The sequence below is a fragment of the Bartonella sp. AP280QHHD genome (genome assembly GCF_042196125.1).
Taxonomy (GTDB): Bacteria; Pseudomonadota; Alphaproteobacteria; order Rhizobiales; family Rhizobiaceae; genus Bartonella.
Genome location: NZ_JBHIPQ010000047.1, coordinates 54000 through 78274, shown reverse-complemented (window position 1 = coordinate 78274; position 24275 = coordinate 54000). Strand labels below are relative to the sequence as shown.

The 24275-nt window shown below is 38.6% G+C and carries 18 protein-coding genes and 1 other RNA gene; 7 read left to right on the top strand and 12 right to left on the bottom strand.

Annotated elements, in window-relative coordinates:
- Nucleotides 1-59: 59 nt before the first annotated feature.
- The 5 genes from ftsZ to ligA all read left to right on the top strand — a co-directional run bounded on the left by ftsZ (nt 60) and on the right by ligA (nt 7922).
- Nucleotides 60-1832 carry a cell division protein FtsZ gene (ftsZ, locus tag ACFIMK_RS07795; RefSeq protein ID WP_375638333.1) on the top strand — a complete coding sequence of 591 codons (1773 nt, stop codon included), beginning with the start codon at nt 60-62 and terminating at the stop codon, nt 1830-1832.
- A gap of 214 nt (nt 1833-2046) precedes the next feature.
- The gene (gene lpxC / locus ACFIMK_RS07790) at nt 2047-2931 is read left to right on the top strand and encodes a UDP-3-O-acyl-N-acetylglucosamine deacetylase (protein WP_375683075.1); all 885 of its coding nucleotides are present in this window, start codon (nt 2047-2049) and stop codon (nt 2929-2931) included.
- Nucleotides 2932-3089: 158 nt separating this feature from the next.
- Nucleotides 3090-3983 carry an outer membrane protein assembly factor BamD gene (locus ACFIMK_RS07785; RefSeq protein ID WP_375638331.1) on the top strand — a complete coding sequence of 298 codons (894 nt, stop codon included), beginning with the start codon at nt 3090-3092 and terminating at the stop codon, nt 3981-3983.
- Nucleotides 3984-3989: 6 nt separating this feature from the next.
- Nucleotides 3990-5651 (top strand): DNA repair protein RecN, encoded by a 1662-nt coding sequence (gene recN, locus ACFIMK_RS07780; protein ID WP_375628839.1) that lies wholly within the window; start codon nt 3990-3992, stop codon nt 5649-5651.
- 111 nt (nt 5652-5762) lie between these two features.
- A complete protein-coding gene (ligA, locus tag ACFIMK_RS07775) occupies nt 5763-7922 on the top strand; it encodes an NAD-dependent DNA ligase LigA (RefSeq protein WP_375638330.1) in 2160 nt (719 codons plus the stop codon).
- 712 nt (nt 7923-8634) lie between these two features.
- Here the strand turns inward: ligA and ACFIMK_RS07770 are convergent.
- The 4 genes from ACFIMK_RS07770 to ACFIMK_RS07755 form a co-directional block, all read right to left on the bottom strand.
- A complete protein-coding gene (locus ACFIMK_RS07770) occupies nt 8635-9039 on the bottom strand; it encodes a hypothetical protein (protein ID WP_375638329.1) in 405 nt (134 codons plus the stop codon).
- Nucleotides 9040-9948: 909 nt separating this feature from the next.
- Nucleotides 9949-11775 carry an aminopeptidase P family protein gene (locus tag ACFIMK_RS07765; protein ID WP_375671893.1) on the bottom strand — a complete coding sequence of 609 codons (1827 nt, stop codon included), beginning with the start codon at nt 11773-11775 and terminating at the stop codon, nt 9949-9951.
- A 22-nt stretch (nt 11776-11797) separates the two neighbouring features.
- Nucleotides 11798-12667 carry a 50S ribosomal protein L11 methyltransferase gene (locus ACFIMK_RS07760; protein WP_375668341.1) on the bottom strand — a complete coding sequence of 290 codons (870 nt, stop codon included), beginning with the start codon at nt 12665-12667 and terminating at the stop codon, nt 11798-11800.
- Between the two features lie 28 nt (nt 12668-12695).
- Entirely contained in the window at nt 12696-13277 is a 582-nt protein-coding gene (locus ACFIMK_RS07755; protein ID WP_375628847.1) for an SCO family protein, read from the bottom strand.
- Nucleotides 13278-13413: 136 nt separating this feature from the next.
- Here ACFIMK_RS07755 and ACFIMK_RS07750 point away from each other — a divergent pair, with 136 nt between their 5' ends.
- Entirely contained in the window at nt 13414-14043 is a 630-nt protein-coding gene (locus tag ACFIMK_RS07750; protein WP_375668342.1) for a DapH/DapD/GlmU-related protein, read from the top strand.
- 56 nt (nt 14044-14099) lie between these two features.
- On the opposite strand, the gene ACFIMK_RS07745 is transcribed toward ACFIMK_RS07750, so the two are convergent.
- From ACFIMK_RS07745 to ssrA, 5 genes are all read right to left on the bottom strand, one after another.
- Nucleotides 14100-16439, bottom strand: coding sequence for an ATP-dependent helicase (locus tag ACFIMK_RS07745; RefSeq protein ID WP_375683076.1), 2340 nt, complete (start codon nt 16437-16439; stop codon nt 14100-14102).
- A gap of 120 nt (nt 16440-16559) precedes the next feature.
- Complete coding sequence (locus ACFIMK_RS07740) at nt 16560-16811, bottom strand: ribbon-helix-helix domain-containing protein (protein ID WP_375612010.1); 252 nt, start codon at nt 16809-16811, stop codon at nt 16560-16562.
- A gap of 10 nt (nt 16812-16821) precedes the next feature.
- Nucleotides 16822-17004: a DUF4169 family protein gene (locus tag ACFIMK_RS07735; RefSeq protein WP_375612011.1), complete on the bottom strand. Its 183-nt coding sequence runs from the start codon at nt 17002-17004 to the stop codon at nt 16822-16824.
- An 8-nt stretch (nt 17005-17012) separates the two neighbouring features.
- Nucleotides 17013-17564, bottom strand: coding sequence for an SspB family protein (locus ACFIMK_RS07730; protein WP_375612012.1), 552 nt, complete (start codon nt 17562-17564; stop codon nt 17013-17015).
- 179 nt (nt 17565-17743) lie between these two features.
- Nucleotides 17744-18100, bottom strand: a transfer-messenger RNA (tmRNA) gene (ssrA, locus tag ACFIMK_RS07725).
- A 97-nt stretch (nt 18101-18197) separates the two neighbouring features.
- Between ssrA and ACFIMK_RS07720 the strand changes: the two genes are divergently transcribed.
- Nucleotides 18198-18503: a DUF2853 family protein gene (locus ACFIMK_RS07720; protein ID WP_375638327.1), complete on the top strand. Its 306-nt coding sequence runs from the start codon at nt 18198-18200 to the stop codon at nt 18501-18503.
- A gap of 68 nt (nt 18504-18571) precedes the next feature.
- Here the strand turns inward: ACFIMK_RS07720 and ACFIMK_RS07715 are convergent, their stop codons facing one another.
- The 3 genes from ACFIMK_RS07715 to ACFIMK_RS07705 form a co-directional block, all read right to left on the bottom strand.
- Nucleotides 18572-19879, bottom strand: a complete 1308-nt coding sequence (locus ACFIMK_RS07715) for an MFS transporter (RefSeq protein WP_375683077.1) — start codon at nt 19877-19879, stop codon at nt 18572-18574.
- Nucleotides 19880-20533: 654 nt separating this feature from the next.
- A complete protein-coding gene (locus ACFIMK_RS07710) occupies nt 20534-21844 on the bottom strand; it encodes an MFS family transporter (protein WP_375612015.1) in 1311 nt (436 codons plus the stop codon).
- A gap of 954 nt (nt 21845-22798) precedes the next feature.
- A complete protein-coding gene (locus ACFIMK_RS07705) occupies nt 22799-24106 on the bottom strand; it encodes an MFS family transporter (RefSeq protein ID WP_375612016.1) in 1308 nt (435 codons plus the stop codon).
- Nucleotides 24107-24275: the final 169 nt, after the last annotated feature.

The window sequence follows — 24275 nt, the reverse complement described above, 5'->3', positions numbered from 1 at the left end:
GTCTAGTTGGATAAATTTCATCGCTTTGGCTTGCGGTGTCTTATGAGAAGGAAAAGAAAATGACGATTAATCTGCATCGGCCAGATATCGCGGAATTGAAGCCACGCATTACCGTTTTTGGTGTTGGAGGTGGTGGCGGGAATGCCGTGAATAATATGATAAATGCTGGTCTTCAGGGAGTTGACTTTGTTGTTGCAAATACGGATGCACAGGCTTTGGCTATGTCAAAGGCTGAACGTGTTATCCAACTTGGGGCAGCTGTGACAGAAGGTTTGGGTGCTGGGGCTTTGCCTGAAGTTGGACAAGCGGCGGCGGAGGAATGTATTGATGAAATTATTGATCATCTTGCAGACTCTCATATGGTTTTCATTACTGCTGGTATGGGGGGAGGAACTGGAACAGGGGCTGCTCCCGTTGTTGCTCGCGCAGCGCGTGAAAAAGGTATTTTGACTGTTGGTGTTGTGACAAAGCCGTTTCAGTTTGAAGGCGCACGTCGTATGAAAACGGCAGAGGCTGGTATTGAAGAATTACAAAAGTCTGTCGATACATTGATTGTTATTCCCAATCAAAATCTTTTCCGTATTGCAAATGATAAGACAACGTTTGCTGATGCTTTTGCTATGGCTGACCAAGTGCTTTATTCTGGTGTTGCTTCCATTACGGATTTGATGATTAAAGAGGGTTTGATTAACCTTGATTTTGCTGATGTTCGTTCTGTTATGCACGAAATGGGTCGAGCTATGATGGGAACGGGTGAGGCATCTGGTGATGGGCGTGCTTTGGCTGCGGCTGAAGCTGCTATTGCAAATCCATTGTTGGATGATACCTCTATGCGTGGGGCGCGTGGTTTATTGATTTCTATTACGGGTGGTCGTGATATGACTCTCTTTGAGGTTGATGAAGCTGCTAATCGTATTCGTGAAGAAGTAGATGCTGATGCGAATGTGATCTTTGGCGCTATTGATGATGAGTCATTGGAAGGTGTTATTCGTGTTTCTGTGGTTGCCACCGGTATTGATCGTGAAGTTAGTGATGTGGTTCAGTCCTCTCATCCTCAGATTCAAAGGCCTGCTTCTTCAATACGCAAGAGCGATCCTGGAACGTCACACAGTTCTTTTCATGTTCAATCATCGCCTCTGCGTTCTGAGTCAATGGTAGAAGTGATCGAATCACTTGAAATAGAGAAGGGTAAATCAACCGGAGAACAGTTCCGTCCCAAAAGTCAAATTTTTGCACATCCTGCAGAAGCAATGACAACACGAAGTGCAACGAATGCTGTTGCGTATGGTTCAAATGCTGTTCAGGAACAGAGATCAAATGTGCCTCGTATGCAAGTAAGCCGTGGTTCTCAACAGGCGATGACGGCTCCTGTGAGTATGGAGGCAACAGCGCATGTTCTTGATGAGATGACAGGGCTTGTGAAGCAAAAAGAAAAGCCAGTGCAACCAAAACAAATGCAACAAATGCAAGCGCGCGCTCCAATGCGTATGCCTGAGTTAAAGGATTTTCCTCCTGTTGCTCATGGACAAAGCCAAAGAACATTTGTGACGGATCAGGGTCCTCGTAATCTTTGGCAGCGTTTGAAACAGAGCTTGACACATCGTGAAGAAGCTGAGCCAGAAGCGAGGCTGGAGCCTGCTGTTAGATCGTCTCAGCAGAAAGATTCTCATGTTTACAATAAAAACTCTCAGGCGCTTTCTCAAGATGCTTCTGTTTATGTTCCACGTCGTTCTGGTGAGCTGCATCCTCAGGTACCACAAGATCAGCGTACTTTTATAAGTGAAGAAGATCAGTTGGAAATACCAGCATTTTTACGTCGTCAGGCAAATTAATTGATGAAAAATGAGGTAAAGTAAGAAATTTTATTATTTCTTTAATGATCAGACAAAAATTATACAGTAAAATATATTACTGTATTTTGGATAAAATACTTTGTTTTAAAAAAACCGCTTACAATAAGCGGTTTTTTTGTATTATTTACTATGAATATTTTTTATAGTTTTATAAATTTTGTTAAAAGATGTACAAGCAATTTAATAAAATGATATGATGAATTTAGTACCAAAATATCAGTCTACTCTTAAAAAAGCAGTAACATTTAAGGGGATTGGCGTTCATAGTGGCTGTTTGTCAGTGGTAAAGGTTTGTCCAGCGGATGTTGGGTGTGGTATTGTTTTTAAGCGTTGTGGATTAGACGGAACAGAGAAAATATTTCAAGCCCATGCATCGCAAACAGGAGAAACTGAATTATCAACAGTACTTGGAGATGGAGATGTAAGGATTGAAACAATTGAACATTTGATGGCGGCAATTGCTGCTTATAATTTGGATAATCTTGTTATTGAAGTGTCACATAATGAGATTCCTATTTTGGATGGTTCAGCGTGGCTATATTGCCAAGCTTTTGAAGATGTTGGTATTGTACAGCAAAATGCGTTGCGTTCTTATTTCATTATAAAAAAGCCCGTGCGGGTTGAAGGAGCTCATGGTGTTGCAGAGCTTTTGCCATTCGATGGACGTCGTTTTGATATAACGATCTCTTTTCCTTCTTCTGCTATTGGTAAGCAACATTTCAGTTTTGATCTTACCACACGAGGGTTTAGGGATGATTTGTCACGTGCGCGCACTTTTGGTTTTATCAAAGACGTGGAAGAATTAAGGCTTTCTGGAAAGGCGAGAGGCGCTTCTTTGGAAAATTCTCTTGTTATCGACCTTAATGATAAAATTTTAAATCCCGATGGTCCTTATTGGGAGAATGAATGTGTTCGGCACAAGATGCTTGATGCGATTGGTGATACTGCTTTGCTTGGGGCACCTTTTATTGGATTATTTCGTTCTTATTGTAGTGGGCATAGAATTAATGCGCAATTGGTGAAGGCTGTTTTGGCAGACGAATCATATTATGAAAAAAGCTTTTTAGAGAAAAAGTAAAAAAATTGGCAAGATTTTTTTATCGTTTATTTGATTTTTAAGGGGATGATTGACCTAAACTGCTAAATTGGTTATGTGGATTTTAAAGTGATATGGTATAAAACCTTTGATAAATTGTTTTTGCTACAAGGTGATATTCTGTGGAGGCCGGAAAAACTATGAAAAAATCTCATGTGTACATTGGAAATATGACATATAGAAAATCTAACATTGTACGCAAGATATTGGGGGTGGTGCTTTTGGGAAGCACCTGTATGTTAGCGGGATGCCTCTTTAAAGAGAAAAATACCCTTGATCCATCTGCTTATGTTTTGAAAATAGAGCCACCAGATGTTTTATATAATCAGGCGCTTGCTAGCCTTGAAAGTGGGCGGCTTGGGGATGCATCGAAGAAGTTTTTGAAGATTGAAAAACAGTACGCTTATACAGACTGGGGACGTAAATCTTTGGTCATGGGTGCTTTTACTAATTATCGACTCGGAAAGTATGATGATTCAATTAGTATGGCTCAACGCTATATTACTCTTTATCCAGGGTCGACTGACTCGGCTTATGCATACTATATTATTGGTCTTTCTTCTTTCCGTCGGATTCCTGATGTTACGCGTGATCAACGTGATACGAAACGTGCTATTGCTGCTATGCAGCTTCTTATAGAGCGTTATCCTAATTCTGAGTATGTCAAGGATGCTAAGGATAAAATCCGTTTTGGTCGCGAACAACTGGCTGGTAAAGAAATGCAGATTGGCCGTTATTATGAAGAGGGGCGGCGCTATCTTGCGGCAAGTAGACGGTTTCGTACCGTAGTTGAAGAGTATTCTGATACAAATCAAATTGAAGAAGCACTTTTCCGCTTGACTGAGGTTAATCTTGCTCTCGGCTTAACGGCGGAAGCACAGACGGCAGCAGCTATTTTAGGACGTAATTATCCCAAAAGTGAGTGGTATAAATTTTCTTATAATCTCTTGCAGAAGAATAAAATATCACCACGTGAGCATAAATCTTCTTGGATCTCAAATGCTTTAGGTGGTGACAAGAAGAGGGTACGTTGATTCTCTATGTTGGTACAGCTTTCGATTCATAATATTGTTTTGATCGAAACGCTCGATATTCATTTTACAGCGGGGTTGACGGTTTTAACTGGAGAAACGGGTGCGGGGAAGTCTATTCTCCTTGATGCTTTATCACTTGCTCTAGGGGGGCGGGGTGATGCTTCGCTTGTGCGTCATGGGGCTGACCGCGGGCAGGTCACAGCTGTTTTTGATGTGTCTGTTTCACATCCTGCACGTCAACTTATTCGTGAGAATGGTCTTGATGATGAGGGTGATATTATTTTACGACGTGTGCAATCAAGTGATGGACGTAGCCGTGTTTTTATCAATGATCAGGTGTCTAGTGTTGCATTGATGCGGAGTGTTGGCCGTTTGCTGGTTGAAATCCATGGACAACATGATGATCGTGCGCTTGTTGATGTTGCTACACATCGCCAATTATTAGATGCCTTTGGTGGTCTTGAAGATGAAGTGGAAAATTTGCGTCAGTGTTATCACACATGGCGTGAATGTGAGGAGCGTTTGCAACAGCAGCGTCTTAAAGTAGAGAGCGCTGTACGTGAGGTTGATTATCTTCGTGCGTGTGTAGAAGAGCTTGAAAAGCTTGATTTTCAAGTTGGTGAAGAAGATGCTCTTTCTCTTCGCCGTGCAGATATGCTTAAATTAGAAAAAATAGCAACGGATATAAAAGAAGCGGATGATCTTTTAACGGGTCAAAAATCACCAATCCCAGTGCTTTCCAATTTGGTGAGGCGTTTGGAGCGGAAAATTCCTGAGGCGCAAGAACTTATTGCACCAGTGGTGAAATCTATTGATGAGGCATTGCATGCACTTGCAACAGCACAAGAAGGTATTGAGGTGGCAATACGAGCATTGGACTTTGAACCTGATGAATTGGAACGGATAGAAGAACGTCTTTTTGCTCTTCGGGGTTTTGCTCGTAAATATCAAGTTTCTGCGGATGAATTGGTTCAGTTACGCGATAAAATGGATGCTGAACTGGCTGATTTTGAAGAGGCTCAGACCATATTGACACGTTTTGAAGATGAGGCAGAGCAGGCAAAGAAAAATTATGATACATTGGCGCAAGCCTTAACAATAAAGCGTCGGGAGACAGCAAGGCATTTATCTGAAAGTGTTATGGCTGAGTTGCCGGCATTGAAGTTAGAGAGGGCTGAATTTATTGTTGAAATGCAAAGTGATATGGAAAAGCGGAGTGCAGAGGGATGTGATCGTATTGAATATTGGGTGCGGACAAATCCTGGAACACGTGCTGGGCCGATGCTTAGTGTGGCTTCTGGCGGTGAATTATCTCGTTTTTTGCTGGCATTAAAAGTTGTTTTATCTGATCGAGGATCAGCACCGACGCTGATTTTTGATGAAATTGATACAGGCGTTGGGGGGGCTGTTGCAGCGGCTATTGGGCAACGGTTGCAACGCTTATCAGAACATGTCCAAGTTTTCGCTATTACGCATGCTCCACAGGTTGCATCGAAAGCGCATGGTCATTTTCTTATTTCAAAAATTGAGAGTCATGATAAAGGACGCTTTGTTACTGCGATTCATAAAATGAAAGAACATGAGCGTGCAGAAGAAATTGCCCGTATGTTGGCTGGAGAACAGATTACTGAAGAAGCGCGTGCAGCGGCTCAAAAGCTTCTCGCATAAAGGTAATTAGTCAGCGATAAAAATACTAGAAAGCTTATATTTATTGAGATTCACTTGATGAGGAGGCGTGGGAGGCCCTTGTGGCAGCGCTTGTAATTTGGAATAGATTTTATGAACAAAGATGCATATAAAAATCTCACAGCTGTTGAAGCAGAACGTGAATTAGAGTGGTTGGCAAAAGAGATTGCACGTCATGATGTGCTTTATAATCGTGATGATCAGCCTGAAATTTCTGATGCAGAATATGATGCTTTACGTCGTCGTAATGCAGAAATTGAAGCTCTTTTTCCAGAGCTTATACGTATTGATTCTCCTTCACATAAAATTGGAGCACCAATTTCTGAAAAATTTGAAAAATCTGTTCATGCACAGCCTATGCTTTCACTTGATAATGCGTTTAGCTCTGAAGATGTTACTGAATTTGTTGAGCGTATTCGTCGTTTTTTACGGCTTCCAGAAACACAAGTGTTGGAAATAACAGCGGAGCCAAAAATTGATGGTTTATCTTTGTCTTTGCGCTACGAAAAGGGGCAGCTTGTGCGTGCGGCAACGCGTGGGGATGGAACTGTCGGTGAAAATGTGACGGCAAATGCCCGAACAATTGCTGATATTCCACAAGTTTTGCAAGGTGATTTTCCTGATATCATTGAGGTGCGTGGTGAAGTTTATATGGGGCGGGAAGATTTCCAAGCACTAAATATCAGCCAACAAGAGAAGGGCAAGTTAACCTTTGCCAATCCTCGAAATGCGGCGGCTGGTTCTCTCCGTCAGCTTGATTCACGGATAACCGCTAGCAGAAAACTTCAATTTTTTGCTTATGCTTGTGGTGAGGTGAGTGAAATATTGGCAGAAAGTCAAATGGAGATGATGAAAAAGCTAAAAGAGTATGGCTTTGTTATCAATCCATTAACAAAAGTCTTTAAGACAGTAGAAGATATTATTTGCTATTATCACGATATCGAAGAATGCCGTCATTCTTTAAGCTATGATATTGATGGCATTGTTTATAAGGTTAATGATTTGATGCTCCAAAAGCGCTTGGGGTTTGTTTCTCGTTCGCCGCGTTGGGCTATCGCCCATAAATTTCCAGCAGAAAAAGCGATAGCGCTTTTGGAAGATATTGACATTCAAGTTGGTCGCACGGGAGCTTTGACACCTGTTGCACGTCTTACGCCTATTACTGTTGGTGGAGTGGTGGTGACCAATGCTAGTTTGCATAATGAGGATTATATTAAGGGAATTGGTCATAAAGGAGAGCCCATTCGTGAAGGACGTGATATCCGTGTAGGTGATAGCGTGATTGTACAACGTGCTGGTGATGTGATCCCTCAAGTTATTGATGTTATCATTGAAAAACGCCCGAAAGATGCTGCTGTTTTTATTTTTCCTCATTTGTGTCCAGCTTGTGGGAGTCATGCTGTTCGTGAAGTGGGAGAAGCCGTGCGTCGCTGTACAGGGGGGCTTATTTGTCCTGCACAAGCAATTGAACGTATTCGTCATTTTGTTTCACGCAATGCTTTTGATATTGAAGGCTTGGGTAAAAAACAGGTAGAGTTTTTTTTCTATGCTCAAGATGAGGCGCTTTGTATTCATACACCAGCCGATATTTTTACTTTACAACGGCGCCAAGAAAAGTCTTTGATACGTTTGGAAAATATGGAAGGTTTTGGTATTGTTTCAGTTCGGAAACTGTATGATGCTATTAATGCGCGCCGAGAAATTCCTTTGAGCCGTTTTTTGTTTGCATTGGGGATTCGTCATGTTGGCGAAGTGAATGCACGCCGCCTTGCACGTGCTTATAAAAATTATACAGCTTTTGAAACTGCGGCTATGGAAGCATTTATGCCATGTGATAAGGAAAATGAAGAAGGAAATGAGGCTTGGATGGAACTTACCAATATTGAAGGAATTGGACCACAGGTAGGGGGCGCAATTGTTGATTTTTATAGAGAAGCGCATAACCGTGAGATTTTATCTGTTTTGCTTGAAGAAGTAACTCCTCTTGATGAGGAGCCTATCATAGCAGATTCTTCACCAATAGCGGAGAAGATCATTGTTTTTACAGGAACTTTGGCGCATATGTCACGCGATGAAGCAAAAGCATTGGCAGAGCGATTAGGGGCTAAAACATCTGGTTCACTTTCTAAAAAAACAGATCTTCTTGTTGCAGGACCTGGAGCGGGCTCCAAATTGGCTAAAGCTGAAGAATTAGGTGTTGAGGTTATCGATGAAGAGGCTTGGCTACAGCTGATTGAGAAACATAATGTTTAGAGGATGTTTTCTAGAAGATGCGTATGCTGTTTGTGTGGTTATCTCTCTTACATTTGGGGGAGCTGGAATCAAAAAGGAGATAAAGGGGCTATTTTTTGTAAACATAGAATGCCAATATATTTTGATATTTATTAAGTTATTAAAAATGATTAACGCTGAGCTTAAATATTAAACTTAAACTATTATGATGAAGAATATGCAAGGTTATTATTAGTAAAAGATATAAATTATTACTGTGAAGAAAGGTAAAATTTTTGAACAAATATGTAGAGTTTAATCCAAAATGCCGTAATAAACCGATTATAATGACGTAATAGAAATGTAACGCGGAAGATTACAAAATATAATAAAACATTCCGCTATAAATGAATAAGGGATATAAATGCGAGTTGTTTATTATGTTGAATTTATAAAAGATTACTGGTACCTATACTTATCAGGCATTATTAGATGGTACACTTGTCCAATTTCATTACAAAATTTCGGATATTCGCTAATGCGTCTAGCAGCATAATTTTTTTCCTGACTTCCTTCATCTCTCTCAAATTTCTCAGCATAGGAAATTTCGTTTATTAGAGCTAGTATTTGGATTGAGAATATTTCAGAATTAAATACCATTCGTGCGTATCTAAACATTGGATCTGTCGAGTTCATGACTAAATTTTTTGCCCAAATGAAATCGTTTTCTTTCCAATTATATTGAGAATGTAGCTTATGTATGTAGGTAGGTAGGGAGGGATAATGCTGGAAATTTTTTATTGTACTCTCCCTGTAATAAGTCCACAAGGCATGCACACCAAACAACTTTCGCATGGATAAGATTTATATTTTCAGGAATTAGTACTATCATCCCAGGGCTTAGAACATGATATACACCATAACTCTTATTATCCAGATATTTTTTTGCAATTTCTAGGCGCTCTTCGTATATATTATCAGGATATTGTGTCTTTACGTACTCTTCGTATAATTTATCGTACTGATTTTGAGTAATGACTTGATTTTCAGAAAATAAAGCAATAGGAACTCGCTTAAATTTAGTAATTTCCTTCAATACAGAAGGCCCAATATAGTATCCAAATAATAATATTACGGAATAAAATAAAATTATACGCATTAAGATAGTCACTTTATTTCTAAAATACTGGATAAGGAAAGGATATAGATTACTAAGATCTGTGCTTAAGATTTTGTTAACTAACAAGCTATAAGACACACGTTTTATTGTGTATTTTTCAGAGCATTTGTAAAACTCTGTAGAGAGTTTGAATCTTCTTTATTTACGTGACTGTTTTTGTGTTATCTAGTTTTTATATCCTCTGTTATTGTCGTTAATTTTTAGCTGAATAACACATTCAGGTAAAAACACATGCCTCCATATATGTTGTTTTTATACTGTGCAGTTGGAAACTATCTATATTGTGGATAACGTTTTTTCAACAGTAAGTAATAGTCTAGAAAATAATATTGTATTGTTAACTATGCAAATAAATAAAAAATCTTAACGCTGATGTTATCATCATGCTCCTTCTTTTAATTCTAAATACTTAATTTTATTTCATGGCAGATTCTATTTCATTGTAGCAATATGTATTATAATGAATTACAGCTATTGTAAATGATTCAAGAATTAAAATAATATAAATTATCATTGTGAAGCAAACAAAAAGGTAAAATTTATTCGAATAAATATGCAGAATTTTTGAATCCAAACAGCGTAATAAGCTGGTTATAATAGGTGTTTTAGAAATACGATGCGGAGGGTTACAAAATATAACGAAAGTTTCCATATAAAGAAACTAGGGATATGAGAGTGTCTAGATGGAGATCGCCAAGATAAGTATTACCGCGTATAGGTGTATCTCATCTTGCTTCACCGAGGTTAGCGTTTACCGTACCAGCAAAAAACTTGAAGTATCTTGTAGAAATATTTTTTGTGTTTGCTGATGGTAAATTCGCACTTCTCTCTTTAAAAGAGAAGGGTGTAGTGTTTTGTAGAAAGGGTAAAAGTTATAGGTTGCTTCATTTAAAGGGGCATTGTTGCTTCTTTTGCCCATTTTTTATCTTCTTCATTTAAGTAAGGTGCATTCATCTGATAAACGCGCGCATGGTAATCATTGAGCCATTGTCGTTCTTCTTGTGTCAAAAGCTCTGGAAGGATTAACCGTCGATCAATGGGGCAATGTGTAAGTGTTTCGAACGAGAGCATTTCTATATCTCCACCATCAATTTTTTGTGCTGGCTTCACAATCATCAAATTTTCAAGACGGATACCAAAAGCGCCTTCGCGGTAATAGCCTGGCTCGTTTGAAAGAATCATACCGGAGATGAGTTCTTGGCACCCTTTACGAGAAATATTTTGCGGTCCTTCATGGACAGAAAGATAAGATCCAACACCATGACCGGTGCCATGGGCATAATCAAAACCAGCTTTCCACAATGCAATGCGTGCAAGAGCATCAAGGTCTTGTCCACGGGTTCTTTTGGGAAAGCAAGCAGTTGAAAGAGTAATCATGCCCTTGAGAACAAGAGTGAAACAGCGTTTTTCTTCTTCTCCAATATTCCCAATTGCTACTGTACGTGTGACATCAGTCGTGCCATCACGATATTGTCCACCTGAATCAACGAGGTAAAGTTCACCGGCTTTGAGTTGTTTATTTGTTTGCGTTGTTACACGATAATGAATAATGGCACCATTTTCTCCTGTTGCGGAGATTGTATCAAAAGAAAGATCTTCAAGTTTTTCTCCCATTTCTTTTGCTGTATTTATGCGAAATTCTTCTAATTTTTGAGCAGCAGAAATTTCACTTATTGACCCTGGTATTTGTTTATCTAACCAAGAAAAAAAACGGGTTAGGGCAACACCATCGCGTAGATGCGCTTTGCGTGCGCCATTGAGTTCTGTGTCATTTTTAATGGCACGTGGTAGAGCAGCAGGATCGGTAAGTGTGATAAAAAAGCTATTTTTTTCTTCAATAACAGTTCGTAATTTTTCGCATGTTAGCTGTGGATCTAAGGCAAACACTGTCCCTTTTTGAACATACTCTTTGATCTTGGGAATAAGCTGTTCTGGTTCATATAATTTTGCATAACGTTCTAGATATTGTTTCTGTTCTACACCAAGTTTTTTGCTGTCAATGAATAAAGCTGGTGTTTTGTTAAGTGGAATGAGAGCAAAACAAAGGGAAAAAGGCGTGTTGGAAACATCATTGCCCCGTATATTGAATGTCCATGCAATGGAAGAGGGGTCTGTAAAAATAAAAGCATTTGCATGAGTTTGCTGTATATCTTTGTAAATCAAAGCGAGTTTTTCATCTGTATCGCACCCAGCATATTTGAGAGGGTGAATTGATAAGGCAGATTGTGGTAATTTTGGTTGATCATGCCAGAGCAGATCAATGGGATTATGTTGAACTTCTACAAGTTTTCCACCTGCTTTCATTTCTAATGCGTTTTTTAATGCATCGGTGGCAGCAATCGTGTGGAGCCATGGATCAAAGCCAATAGAAAGTTTTTGACCATTTTTTTCAAGCCATTGTGAGGGAGGACAAGTTATGAGATCTTCATAATTAAAAATATCAGGATCAGTTTGTTGGCGAACTTGGAGCTTATATCGCCCATCTGTAAATATGATGGCTTTGTTTTTTAAAATCAGTGCAATCCCAGCTGATCCAGTAAAGCCGGTTAACCAGCTAAGGCGTTGAGCATGAGGAGGGACATACTCTCCTTGGTGTTCATCGCACCGCGGAACAAGAAAACCATCGAGTCCAAGGTGATCGAGTTCTTTACGAAGGCAAGAAATGCGTTCTGCTGCATAAGCAGGATTTGTTGTCGCCTCAAAAGATTGATACATAACGACGTCCTTTTCTTTTATTTTATTTCAGGTGTATCGTAACCCATCCTTGCCGGTGGTATGTTTCGATATGCTTCAGTCCTTGTTTTATATAAGTCTCCAAAACATGGGCATGTTGTTCTTCAAGAATTCCAGAGAGTATAAGTGATCCCCCTTTTTGAAGTGCCGTTACCACTTCTTGCACAAGTTCAATAAGCGGATTAGCAAGGATATTGGCAACAATGAGATCAAAAGGAGCTCGTGATGCAATTGCATCATGGGCAAAACCTGTTGCTGTAATAGCTGTAACATATTCATTGACACCATTGAATTCGATATTGTGTTGTGCAACTTGAATAGCAATTGGGTCAATATCGGATGCAAGCACAGTAATTGGTTTGAGCATTGCTATGCCAATGGCTAGTACACCGCTCCCAGTACCAAGATCAAGGGCATTTTGGGGATTTTCGTGTTTCATGACTTTGGCAATCATTTCTAAACAACCGGCTGTTGTTCCATGATGTCCGGTGCCAAAAGCTTGATTAGCTTCAATTTCAATAGGGAGAACATTTGCTGGAATGGCGTTTCGGTTGTGACTTCCATGAAGGAAAAAAGGACCGGCTTGCACAGGTTTTAGTCCTTCTAGGCTTTTTTGTACCCAATCAATGTTGGGTAAAACTTCCATATTAATTTTATCAAAATCTATAGAGAGAACGCTTGCAAAATGTTTTAATGCGTTCTCTTGATTGTCTTGATCGACATATAGAGAAAGCTCATATACAGCATTTTGTTCATCTATCTCTGTAAGAGCAAGAGGATAACCTTCTTCGTCAAAGGCTGTTTCTATAAGGGTATAGAACCGTTCTGCTTCATTTTTAGAAGCAGTATAATAGAGGCGAATTTGTTGCGACATGCTGTTCTTTCTTTTGATCGGCTTTTTTTTAGTTTAAGATGAGTTTTTTTAACCGTTCAATGGCGATTTCATCTTTTAATTCGCTATCGCTTTCTTTCGTGTCATAACGAATAACGCCAGCTAATTTTCCACCTTTTTTGAGTAAAAAAATTGCTGCTGTATGGTTATATGTATAGTTTCCATCTGTTTCAGGGACTTTTTCAGCAACGATGTTGAAAGAATTGACCATTTTATGAACTTTATCAGGATCTCCACTAATGCCAACAATTTTATTGTTAAAATTACTGAGATAATCATGGAGTACTTTTGGTGTGTCACGTTCAGGATCAACAGTCACAAACCATATACCTAATTTATCAGCTTCAGGCCCAAGGGCTGTAAGCCATCGATCAAGATTCATCAGTGTGGTAGGGCAGCTTTCAGGACACATAGTGAAGCCGAAAAAAATTATTGAAGGCTTGCTTCGAACATCAGCCTCAGTAATATTTTTTCCATTAGAATCAGTGAGAGTAAAGTTATCACCTAAAGGCTTATTTGTCAGCGTATCATAAATAAAAACACCTGCAAGAAATATGATTGTCAGCCCCAAGATGCGTATTACATTTTTCATAGTTTGACTCTCTTAGATAGATCGAGAAATTGTAACATCGGCAGGTTTGTTTTGCAATGTTTGTTTCATGGTTGATTTTATTGGCTTGATTGGTATGTTTTTCCATATCTATTGATAAAACATTGGTGAAAGATGTATGAATATTGAGAAAGATCTTCGATTTCATGAAAGTGAACCTCGTATCCATACGACAGCGCGGCTGCATGGTTGTAAATTAGGGCGCTATGTGGAAATTAATGAGCGGGTGATTTTACGGGATGTAACCGTTGGAGATTTTTCTTATTTAGAGCGTAATAGTGAGGCTATTTATAGCGATATTGGGCGTTTTTGTTCTATTGCATCTCATGTACGGATGAATGCGTTGGAGCATCCTATGGAGCGCGTTTCAACGCATAAAATAACCTATCGTCCAAACGAATATTTTCGTTATATGGCATTAGATAGTGGTTTTCGTGAAAGGCGTTGTGCAAAACGTGTTATTATTGGGCATGATGTGTGGATTGGACATGGTGCGGTTATTATGCCTGGGGTGACAATTGGTCATGGCGCTATCATTGGCGCGAACGCTGTTATAACGAAAGATGTTATGCCTTATACGATTGTCGTTGGGGTGCCTGCTAAGCGATTGCGGATGCGTTTTCCCAATCATGTGATAGAATGCCTTTTAGATATGGCTTGGTGGGATTGGCCACTTAATAAAATTCACGACGCATTGCCTGATATGCAAAATTTGCCCATTGAAGCCTTTGTTCGCAAATGGAAATGATAGTCAGAATAAAACAAAATGATCTCTTGGAAAAACGGATCATGGTTTGCTTGTAATTAAGCTTTGTTTACAAAATTATCTAGTACACGCTTTTCTCCGGCTTTTTCGAACATTATTGTCAATTTACGATCGTCTATTGCTATAATATAACCATAACCAAATTTTATGTGAAAAATCCGATCATTGACAGAAAAATCTGATGGTGTATGAGAGATTGATTGCGTGATAATTTTTCCTTCAATATTCTTGTTTTTTTGTGCACGCTTTTGTCTTGGTGTTGCATAGTCATTATAAAAAGAATCGTGATATTGAAAGGAAGATTTTCCATAACCACCATAGGATGTTTCCATTTCTACAACTTCTATATGTTCTGCTGGTAATTCATCTAGAAAACGGGAGGGAAGAGCAGGTTGCCAAAGTCCATGAATTCTTCGATTCGATACAAACCATATATGCAAATGTTTTTTTGCTCTTGTTAGACCTACGTAAGCAAGACGCCGTTCTTCTTCTAATCCTGAACGTCCACCTTCATCTAATGAGCGCTGGTGGGGAAAGAGTCCTTCTTCCCAACCTGGAAGAAAAATTGTTTCAAATTCAAGCCCTTTGGCTGAATGAAGTGTCATGATGTTGACTGCATCCATATTTTCATTATTTTCCGTTTCCATAACGAGTGCAACATGTTCCAAAAAACTTTGAAGATTTTCAAATTGTTCCATGGAACGAATCATTTCTTTAAGATTTTCTAGTCTTGTAGGAGCCTCTGGTGAACGATCTTCTAACCACATGGTTGTATAACCAGAATCATCAAGGACGATCTCGGCAAGTTCTCTATGAGGAGTGTCTTGAAGCATATTTTGCCAGCGGCGGAAGTTTTCAATGAGGCTTCGTAACGCACTGCGTGCCTTAGGCTTTAATTCATCTGTTTCAATGATGTCAGCGGCAGCAGAAAAGAGAGGAACAGCACGTGCACGTGCACTCTCATAAAGAATGCGCAGGGTTGCATCTCCTATGCCGCGTTTCGGTGTATTAATAACACGCTCAAAAGCTAAATCATCAGTGGGTTGGACAACAACGCGTAAATAAGCCATGGCATCACGTATTTCCATCCGCTCATAAAAACGAGGACCACCAATAACGCGATAATTAAGGCCAAGCGTTACAAAGCGATCTTCAAATTCACGCATTTGAAATGATGCGCGTACCAATATAGCCATATGATTTAATGCATGACCGGTTTGTTGTGCGCGTTCGATTTCTTCTCCAATTGCTCGTGCTTCTTCTGCCGAATCCCATGCTGAATGAATTTTTACCTTTTCTTCCTCGCTCTTTATTTGAGCAGAAAAAAGGACTTTTCCCAGTCTTTCTTCATTATGCGCAATGAGATGGGAGGCGGTTTTGAGAATATGAGATGTTGAGCGATAATTGCGTTCTAGACGAATAATTTTAGCAGAAGGAAAATCTTTTTCAAAACGTAATATGTTTTCGACTTTTGCACCACGCCATCCATAAATGGATTGATCATCATCGCCAACACAACAAAGATTAACATGTTGACCTTGAGGATGTTGGGCCAAAAGGCGAAGCCAAAGATATTGTGCTGTATTTGTATCCTGATATTCATCGACGAGAATATAACGAAATTGAGAATGATATTCGCGAAGGATATCTGGATTATGTTGGAAGATAGAGATAGAATGAAGTAGAAGGTCACCAAAATCACAAGCATTAAGATCTTTTAATCGATTTTGATAACTGTGATAAAGTTCACGTCCCATGCCATTACCAAAGGAATGAGCATCACTTTTTGAGATATGTGTTGGTGAGAGTCCTTGATTTTTCCAAGAATCAATCATCATGGCAAGGTTTCGTGCGGGCCAACGCTTATCGTCTAATCCTTCAGCTTGAATAAGTTGTTTTAAAAGTCGAAGAACATCATCGCTATCGAGAATTGTAAAGTTTCTTTTTAAATCAACAAGCTCTGCGTGACGGCGTAAAATTTTAGCTCCAGTGGAATGAAAGGTTCCAAGCCAAGGCATACCTTCAACAACTTCTCCAATAAGTTCACCAATACGTATTTTCATTTCACGTGCTGCTTTGTTGGTGAAAGTGACAGCAAGTATTTGCTGAGGAGAGGCAAGTCCAGAGCGTAAAATGTGAGAAATACGGGTTGTTAAAACGCGTGTTTTTCCTGTACCAGCACCTGCAAGAACTAAAAGAGGTCCCTCAGTATTCATAACAGCTTGTTGCTGTTCTGGATTGAGTTGTTCTAAATAGTCTGTGTTATATGATTTTTGTTCTTTTAGAGTATGGGAGAAAAAACCAGAGCTCTTCTTATCATGGTCTGGAGGGGAATCTTCTTCAAAGAAAGGTATGGTATGATCAGAAAAATTACTCATTATCTCTCTTTTGTAGTCTTTTTTTTATTGAAGTTCTAGATTAAAAAAACTTCTCTTAAAAAGTCACAACAGTTTCAGTTGAACAGACAGAAAGAGAACGTAAAAAAATAAGCACAAACATTAAAGGCTTTGGGTGAGAACGCTTTGAAGGGCATAAACGCGTAACGAAGCCGAAAGATTTACTTGTTGTGGTCTTTTGCTATCAATATCGGTAATAATAAAGGCTAAAGATTGTCCTTTTTTGCGGGCTATATCTTTTAGAATATCTAAAAATGGTGGTTCTAAAGAGACGCTTGTTGCGTGTCCATCAACGCGAACAGATATCTTTCGTGGAATGACTTTTGACCAATCGATAGAATTATTTTCGTGCATTTTTCCACCTTTATTCGTCGTTTCGCAAACGATTTTGATCAAGAAATTTTTGCATTTTTAAAGATTTTTGCTGCTCAAAATTTTTTTCAGTTTTTGTTCGTCCAAAACGATAACGATTTTGCTCAGCACAAAGAGATTTTTCTGTACGTTTTTTTTGTTTTCGAAATTGGCGAAGATTAATCAATTCAGTCATGAGAAAAATTATTTTTTCCGAAAGGAATCTAAAGAGACAACATCAGCACTTTGATTTTGTTTTGCATCGTTATTTGAAGGTTCTTTATTTGTACTGAGATTTTGTTCTTTTGTAAGCGTATTTTCTTTTTTTTGTTTGTTTGATAAGGTAATAGGCGTAGTTGAGGTATTTTCTGAATTTTCACTTTCTCCAGAGGTCAGATTTGAGGGCAGATCAAATGCTGCTTCAAATGCTGCTACAGGATCATAAAAGACCTGAATGGAAGTAAAAGGAATCACGAGCTTTTCGGTTATTTCCCTGAAAGAGAGGGTTACTTCGAAAGCTGTTTCTGAAACACTGAGATCTCTAAATTGATGTTGTAAGACGATTGTCATTTGCTCGGGATAGCGATTTTTTAGCCGAGGAGAAATTTTAACGCCTGGGGCATTTGTCAAAAAAGTTATAAAAAAATGATGATTTCCCGGAAGACCTGCTTTGGCAACTTCCGATAAAACTTTACGGATAACTCCACGAAGCGCATCCTGAACGAGAATATCGTAACGGATTTGATCTTTAACCATCGAAGTTTATTCCTTTTATTTCACGTAGCAGAATGGGGCGTATTGATATTGTGTGACAGAATATATTTTAAATTAGCAGATTTTTTCTACGATGCACCTCAATAAATCGAATAAATACGAAACTCTATGGTAAATAATGTCTGATAATGTCTGATAGATCAATCAACAACATTTAAAAAAGTGAAGGCTTCTGTTGCCAGGTGCCTCCGAACCCCGCTTAAACCTGCGACGGTTTAAGACTTAAATTGAAACATTCACACCACCTTAAGCGGCGAGACGTGCTTCCGCATAGTTGTCATTTGCAACTACTCATTTAGCCCGATAACGGTGGTACAATGCCGAGTAAAAGAGCGATCTTTACACCCTTGTCGATCCTATTTCGCCCCCACCAAAATATAATTTTGGTTTCTTATATTTTGGTGGAGGCGCCGGGTACCGCCCCCGGGTCCAATAGGTTTATTTCACCGTCCATTTATTACCATAGCTGGTAAACCAGCCCTCTAAATATAGATGAAGAACAGTCTTAGGAAAAGGGGGGGTTGTTAATATTTTTAATCCTCTAATTATTTATGGAGCTATATGATGCGGCTGTAAAGTATAGTCCGCTCATTTTTGGAGAGGAGATGATGCAAAATGACAAATAATTTAGCAGATATTAAACTATATGATTCAAATCCCGATGAAGCAGCAGTAGAACGACTTAGCCGTCGTTTAGCTTTAGTGATGAAAAAGCAGGATGCAGCGCTTGTTGCTATATCGGATCCAAAAGAGTTAGAACGTGTTGAAAAATGGGTTCAAGATGTTTTAGAAGCCGATGAGAAGAGTGCTAAAACGGCTGTTTCAAAAGTGGCTGAGATGATGTCTGGAGAGCGTAGAAAAAGTCGACTGACTTTTTATTATCTAGTTGCTAAGCAACTTAATGCACTTCATAAAATTTAAACAATATTAAATTTGTGATAATGATAAAAAAAGCCCAATTTCTTGGGCTTTTTCGTTGATAAAAAGGGTTAATGTTTTTCATCCTCTTGGAGGTAGCCTCCTTTACGCATACTCGGGACAAAGAGAAGAGCAATGAATGCCATGATCATCACGACGGTTATATAAAAATAAAAGAGTGATTCATGACCGTACTTTTTAAATCCAAGCGCAACGTATTCAGCAGAACCACCAAATAAGGCGTTGCCAATGGCATGAGAGATGCTAACGCCTAATGCGCGTATTGAAGAGGGAAACATTGCTGATTTGACGACACCAGAGATGGATGTATACATGCTCATAATGAAGAGCAAGCCAATAATGACGGAAAAGGCAACCCATATACTATGCGTATTACCGATTATCCAGAGTCCAGGAAATGTAAAGATGACAGAGAGTATACTCCAAATGATAAGTAAAGTTTTTGTTCCAATTTTATCGGCTATGATACCAGCTATGGGTTGGAATAGGATGAAAATAAATAGTACAGCTGTCATAATCGTTGTTGCGGTATGTTTATCAAAGCCGGTGGTTGTGATCAGATATTTTTGCATATAAGTCGTAAAGGTGTAAAATGTGAGTGATCCTCCTGATGCAAAGCATGCAATTACGACAACGGCTTTTGTATGCTTGGTGAGAAGTTCCTTAAGACTGCCAGAGTGTTTGTGAGAGCGGCTTTCTTTCGTGGTTGTTTCGTGGAGAGAACGACGCAGATAAATCGCAATCACTGCCCCGAAACCACCAATCACAAAAGGAATGCGCCATCCCCATGCTTTTAACTGATCTTCAGAGAGATAAGATGCTAGAATAAATATAATGAAGCTGGCAAGAAGTTGACCTGTAATAAGGGTGGCAGATTGGAAAGAAGCAAAAAGCCCACGATGTTTTTTGAGAGCAACTTCGCTCATATAAGTGGCTGCTGTACCATATTCACCACCTGCTGAAAGTCCTTGCATCATCCGAGCTAAAAGTAAAAGGATTGCTGATGTTACTCCTAAGGTTTCATAGGTGGGAAGTATGGCGATGAAAAAAGAGCCACCACACATCATAAAAATGGATATAAGCATCGAGCGTTTACGTCCATAACGATCGGCGACAAACCCTAAAAACCAAGCTCCAATAGGGCGCATAAGAAAGCCAATAAAAAACACACCTGCGGTTTTTAACAGTGGCGTAATCGTATCACCATCGGAGGGAAAGAATTGTGATGCAAAATAAATTGATGCAAATGAGTAAACGTAAAAATCATACCATTCTACGAGATTTCCTGATGCGCTTGCTATAATAGCAAAAACACGTTTTCTTGCATCCTGTGATGCTGAAGTTGTTTCATTTTTCATGAATTGTTCCCCTTTTGGATTTATAGTTCATATTTTCTAAACATAATTGTTTATGATTTCCAGAAAAATTCAATGGTATTATAATAATTTCTTAGGGAAACTCTTTAAGATGATTTATTAGAGTTATGTTGTCATTCGTTTTAAGATTTTTACTTGTGTTGTAGAATAAAAAGTTATCACATTGCATTTAAAGGGAGAGAACATTGAAAAGTAGATCAAGATACCTTTAAACTTGATGAGAAGAATGCAATATTGGCATCATACCGGAGGATTATAGAAGAGATGGTCTTTATGAGCAGAAAGCCCCAAAACTGAAAATATTTCAAAAAGCTTAAGTAATGTAAAAGGGGATTTTGTGTCCTTAATTATCTTATTGTATCATAACACATCATCATTTAGGAGGGTGAGGTAAGCCTCAGATAAGGTTTTCCGTATGAGGTGTTTTTTAGATATCGTGATAAATATTTAGGGTAGGGCTGCCCATAGAATCTTATCAAGTAAATTACATTAAAGAGGGCAGTAACTATAGACAATTTAAAAGAAACTGAGTTGTTTGTAAGATGAATGCGGGGCGGGCTTTTCGTTCTTTACTAGGGTGGAGAGGAGATCAAAAAAAGCCCAATTTCTTGGGCTTTTTTTATCCAGAAAATAAGTTTAATGAAGTCTATCGTCTTTATCGAGATATCCTCCTTTATCTATATCGGGCATAAGAAGAATAGAGATGAGTGCAATGACCATCATACCAACGATGTAAAAAAAGAAAACAGATTCGTATCCCATATTTTTTAATCCAAGCGCTACATATTCAGCAGAACCGCCAAAGAGTGCGTTGCCAATGGCAAAAGCAAATCCAACACCAATTGCTCGGATTGAAGCAGGGAACAATTCTGCTTTTATGATACCAGCAATGGACGTATAAAAACTCATAACACAGAGTATTCCAATAATGATTAAGAGTGCTGTCCATGGATTATGGGCATTACCGATCATTTTAAGTACAGGAATGGTGCAGATAATGGATAATGCCCCCCAACTAATGAGTGAAGCTCTTGCTCCAATTTTATCGGCTAGGGAACCAAAAAGGGGTTGGAGTAGCACAAAAACAAAGAGGGCGGCAGTCATTATCGTTGTTGCGGTTTGTTTATCAAAACCAGTGGTTGTGATCAGATATTTTTGCATATAAGTGGTGTATGTATAAAATGTGAGAGATCCACCAGCTGTAAAGCCAACAACCAAAAAGAAAGCTTTTTTATGATTACGAAAAAGTTCTTTAAGACTACCAGCGTGTTGTTCAGAGCGGCTTTTGAGGGTTGTTGTTTCATGAAGCAAGCTACGCAGATAAATTGCAACGATTGCTCCAAAGCCACCAATGACAAAGGGAATACGCCATCCCCATGCTTTTAACTGATCCTCGTTAAGGTAAATGGCTAAAATAAATATTATAAAACTTGCCAGAAGTTGACCTGAGATCGTTGTTGCATATTGAAAAGAAGCAAAGAGACCACGACGATTTTTGGGCGCAACTTCACTCATATACGTTGCTGCTGTACCATATTCACCGCCAACGGAAAGCCCTTGAAACATACGGACTAAAAGGAGAAGAAATGCTGCTGTTATTCCCAAGGTTTTATAAGTGGGAAGTATGGCAATGAGAAAAGAGCCACCACACATCATAAAAACAGAAATAAGCATTGAGCGTTTACGTCCATAACGATCCGCAATGTATCCAAAGAGCCATGCTCCAATTGGACGCATAAGAAAGCCAATAAAAAAGATTCCTGCCGTTTTTAACAGTTGTGTAACAATATCTTCATCTTCAGGAAAAAATTGTGATGCAAAATAAACCGATGCAAAGGAGTAAGCATAAAAGTCGTACCATTCTACCAGATTTCCTGATGCGCTGGATATGATAGCAAAAATACGTTTCCTTGTATCATGTGGATCTAAAGTTGTTTGATTATTCATGAAGTATTCCCCTTTTAGATTTATAACTTTTCTTCTTTTTAAAGCTATTTACGATGTGCATTATAAAAACGCCATTGTATCATGATAATTTTTTAGGGAAACATAAAGATTTTTTCTAGAGCTATCAGTGGTGTTTTGGGCTCATGGTGTTGTTACATTGCGTAAATCATACGCTTTTTACTATCCTTAAGGAAATATTATTTTTTGTTTGATTGTGAATTATTTGCATATGCAGAGTGTTTATGAAGATATGATACTCTTTAGTTTATATGCTTGATGTTGTTTCGTAAAATGATGTTATTGACTATTTCATGCGAGGTTGGTGTATCTGTTAAAATACTTTTTATGAATGAGCTTAAGTGTTAAGGGGGAGTACAATATTAAGAGTTCGTCAAAAGTATAATGATAGCGGCTTGCACTTTTATTAAGTGTAAAGAGAGTAATGTTCATGTTTATATTTTACGGGGCTTTTACGTTATGTCATTCACGGGTGTCGTTGTGAAATGGAGTTGGGTGCATTGAGAAATGTTTCTCAAAAAAGTGTGCGAATTCATAATATAATGGTATTTTCTATTTTCATGAAAGAATTTGTTTTGCATGAGGGGGTACTATTAAGAACGTATTAAACAAAATCATGAGTGTAATCTTTATTATTGATAAAATTATCTTGAAAGATAATCACTTTTCTTCGATTTTGAGTGGGCATGGGAATATTAAAATAAATCAAACGTTTTTTATCTTCAGTGAATTAAATTCAGCTAAAGAAGTATTTATTACATAATAATATGAAGCCATTTATTTTTATAAGCGGCGTGTGCAGGAGGGAACATTGCTTCTTTAGAGTGTTTGAAGGGATAAAAAATTGTGAGCTTTAAACTTCTATCGGAAAGGATATAAAAAAAGCCCAGTACTCTGGGCTTTTTTGTTAAAATCCTTGTTTGTTAACATTAAAGGTTAATGAATATCGTCTCCTTGTAAATACCCTTTTTTGCGAGCATCTGGCATTAAGAGAACAGCAATGAATGCAATAATCATCATGCCGGTTATATAAAAATAGAAGACAGATTCATATCCAAGATCTTTTAATCCAAGTGCGACATATTCAGCAGAACCGCCAAACAGTGCGTTGGCAATAGCATAAGAGAGCCCAACTCCTATTGCTCGTACTGAAGCAGGAAACATTTCTGATTTTACAATGCCAGAGATAGATGTATAAAAGCTCATAATGCAGAGCATTCCAGTAATGACTGATAAAGCAATCCATGTACTATCAGTACTACCAATCATATTAAGTCCAGGAATGGTAAAGATAATAGATAAGACACTCCAAATAAGGAGTGAAGTTCTTGTTCCAATTTTATCTGCAAGAGCACCAAAGAGGGGTTGGAGTAACATGAAAACAAAGAGTGCAGCTGTCATGATTGTTGTGGCTGTATGTTTATCAAAGCCAGTGGTTGTGATCAGATATTTCTGCATGTAAGTCGTATAGGTGTAGAATGTGAGCGATCCTCCAGCTGTAAAGCCAATAACCAGAAAGAAAGCTTTTCGGTGGTTGCTCAGAAGTCCCCTAATACTACCAGCTTGTGCACTAGAACGACTTTCTTTGGTCGTTGTCTCATGGAGTGTGCGGCGTAGATAAATCGCAACAATTGCGCCGCATCCACCAATGGCAAATGGAATACGCCAGCCCCACGCTTTTAGCTGATCTTCGGTGAGATAAAGCGCTAAAATGAATATAACGAGACTGGCTAGAAGTTGACCACCAATCAGTGTGGTATATTGGAAAGAGCTAAAAAATCCGCGGCGATTTTTGAGGGCGATTTCGCTCATATAAGTTGCTGTTGTACCATATTCACCACCGACAGAAAGCCCCTGAAGCATTCTGAGTAAAAGTAAAAGAATTCCTGCTGCCATTCCAATGGTTTCATAGGTAGGAAGTAGGGCGATTAAGAACGAACCACCACACATCATAAAAACAGAGATAAGCATTGAGCGTTTGCGTCCGTAACGATCGGCAATGAAGCCAAAAAGCCATCCGCCTATTGGGCGCATAAGAAAACCAATAGCAAAAACACCCGCCGCTTTTAAAAGTTGCGTAACGTCATTGCCATCTGAGGGAAAGAATTGTGATGCAAAATAAATAGATGTAAAGGAATAAACATAAAAGTCATACCATTCTACTAGATTACCTGATGCACTGGACACGATAGCCCAGATACGTTTTCTTGTATCATGTGGTTTTAAAGCTTCTTGTTTTTCCATAGTCGATCCCTTTATTTGATGTTCATCCATCTTTGTTCATTTATGTCATTTTTTTAGAAGCTGTCTATAGTATTTTATCTTTTGCATCAAAAATTTAGTTAGATCATGATAATTTCTTGTGTAAGATGTTTTTGGAAAAAGATTTGAATTATGTTTGTACGGATTTTAC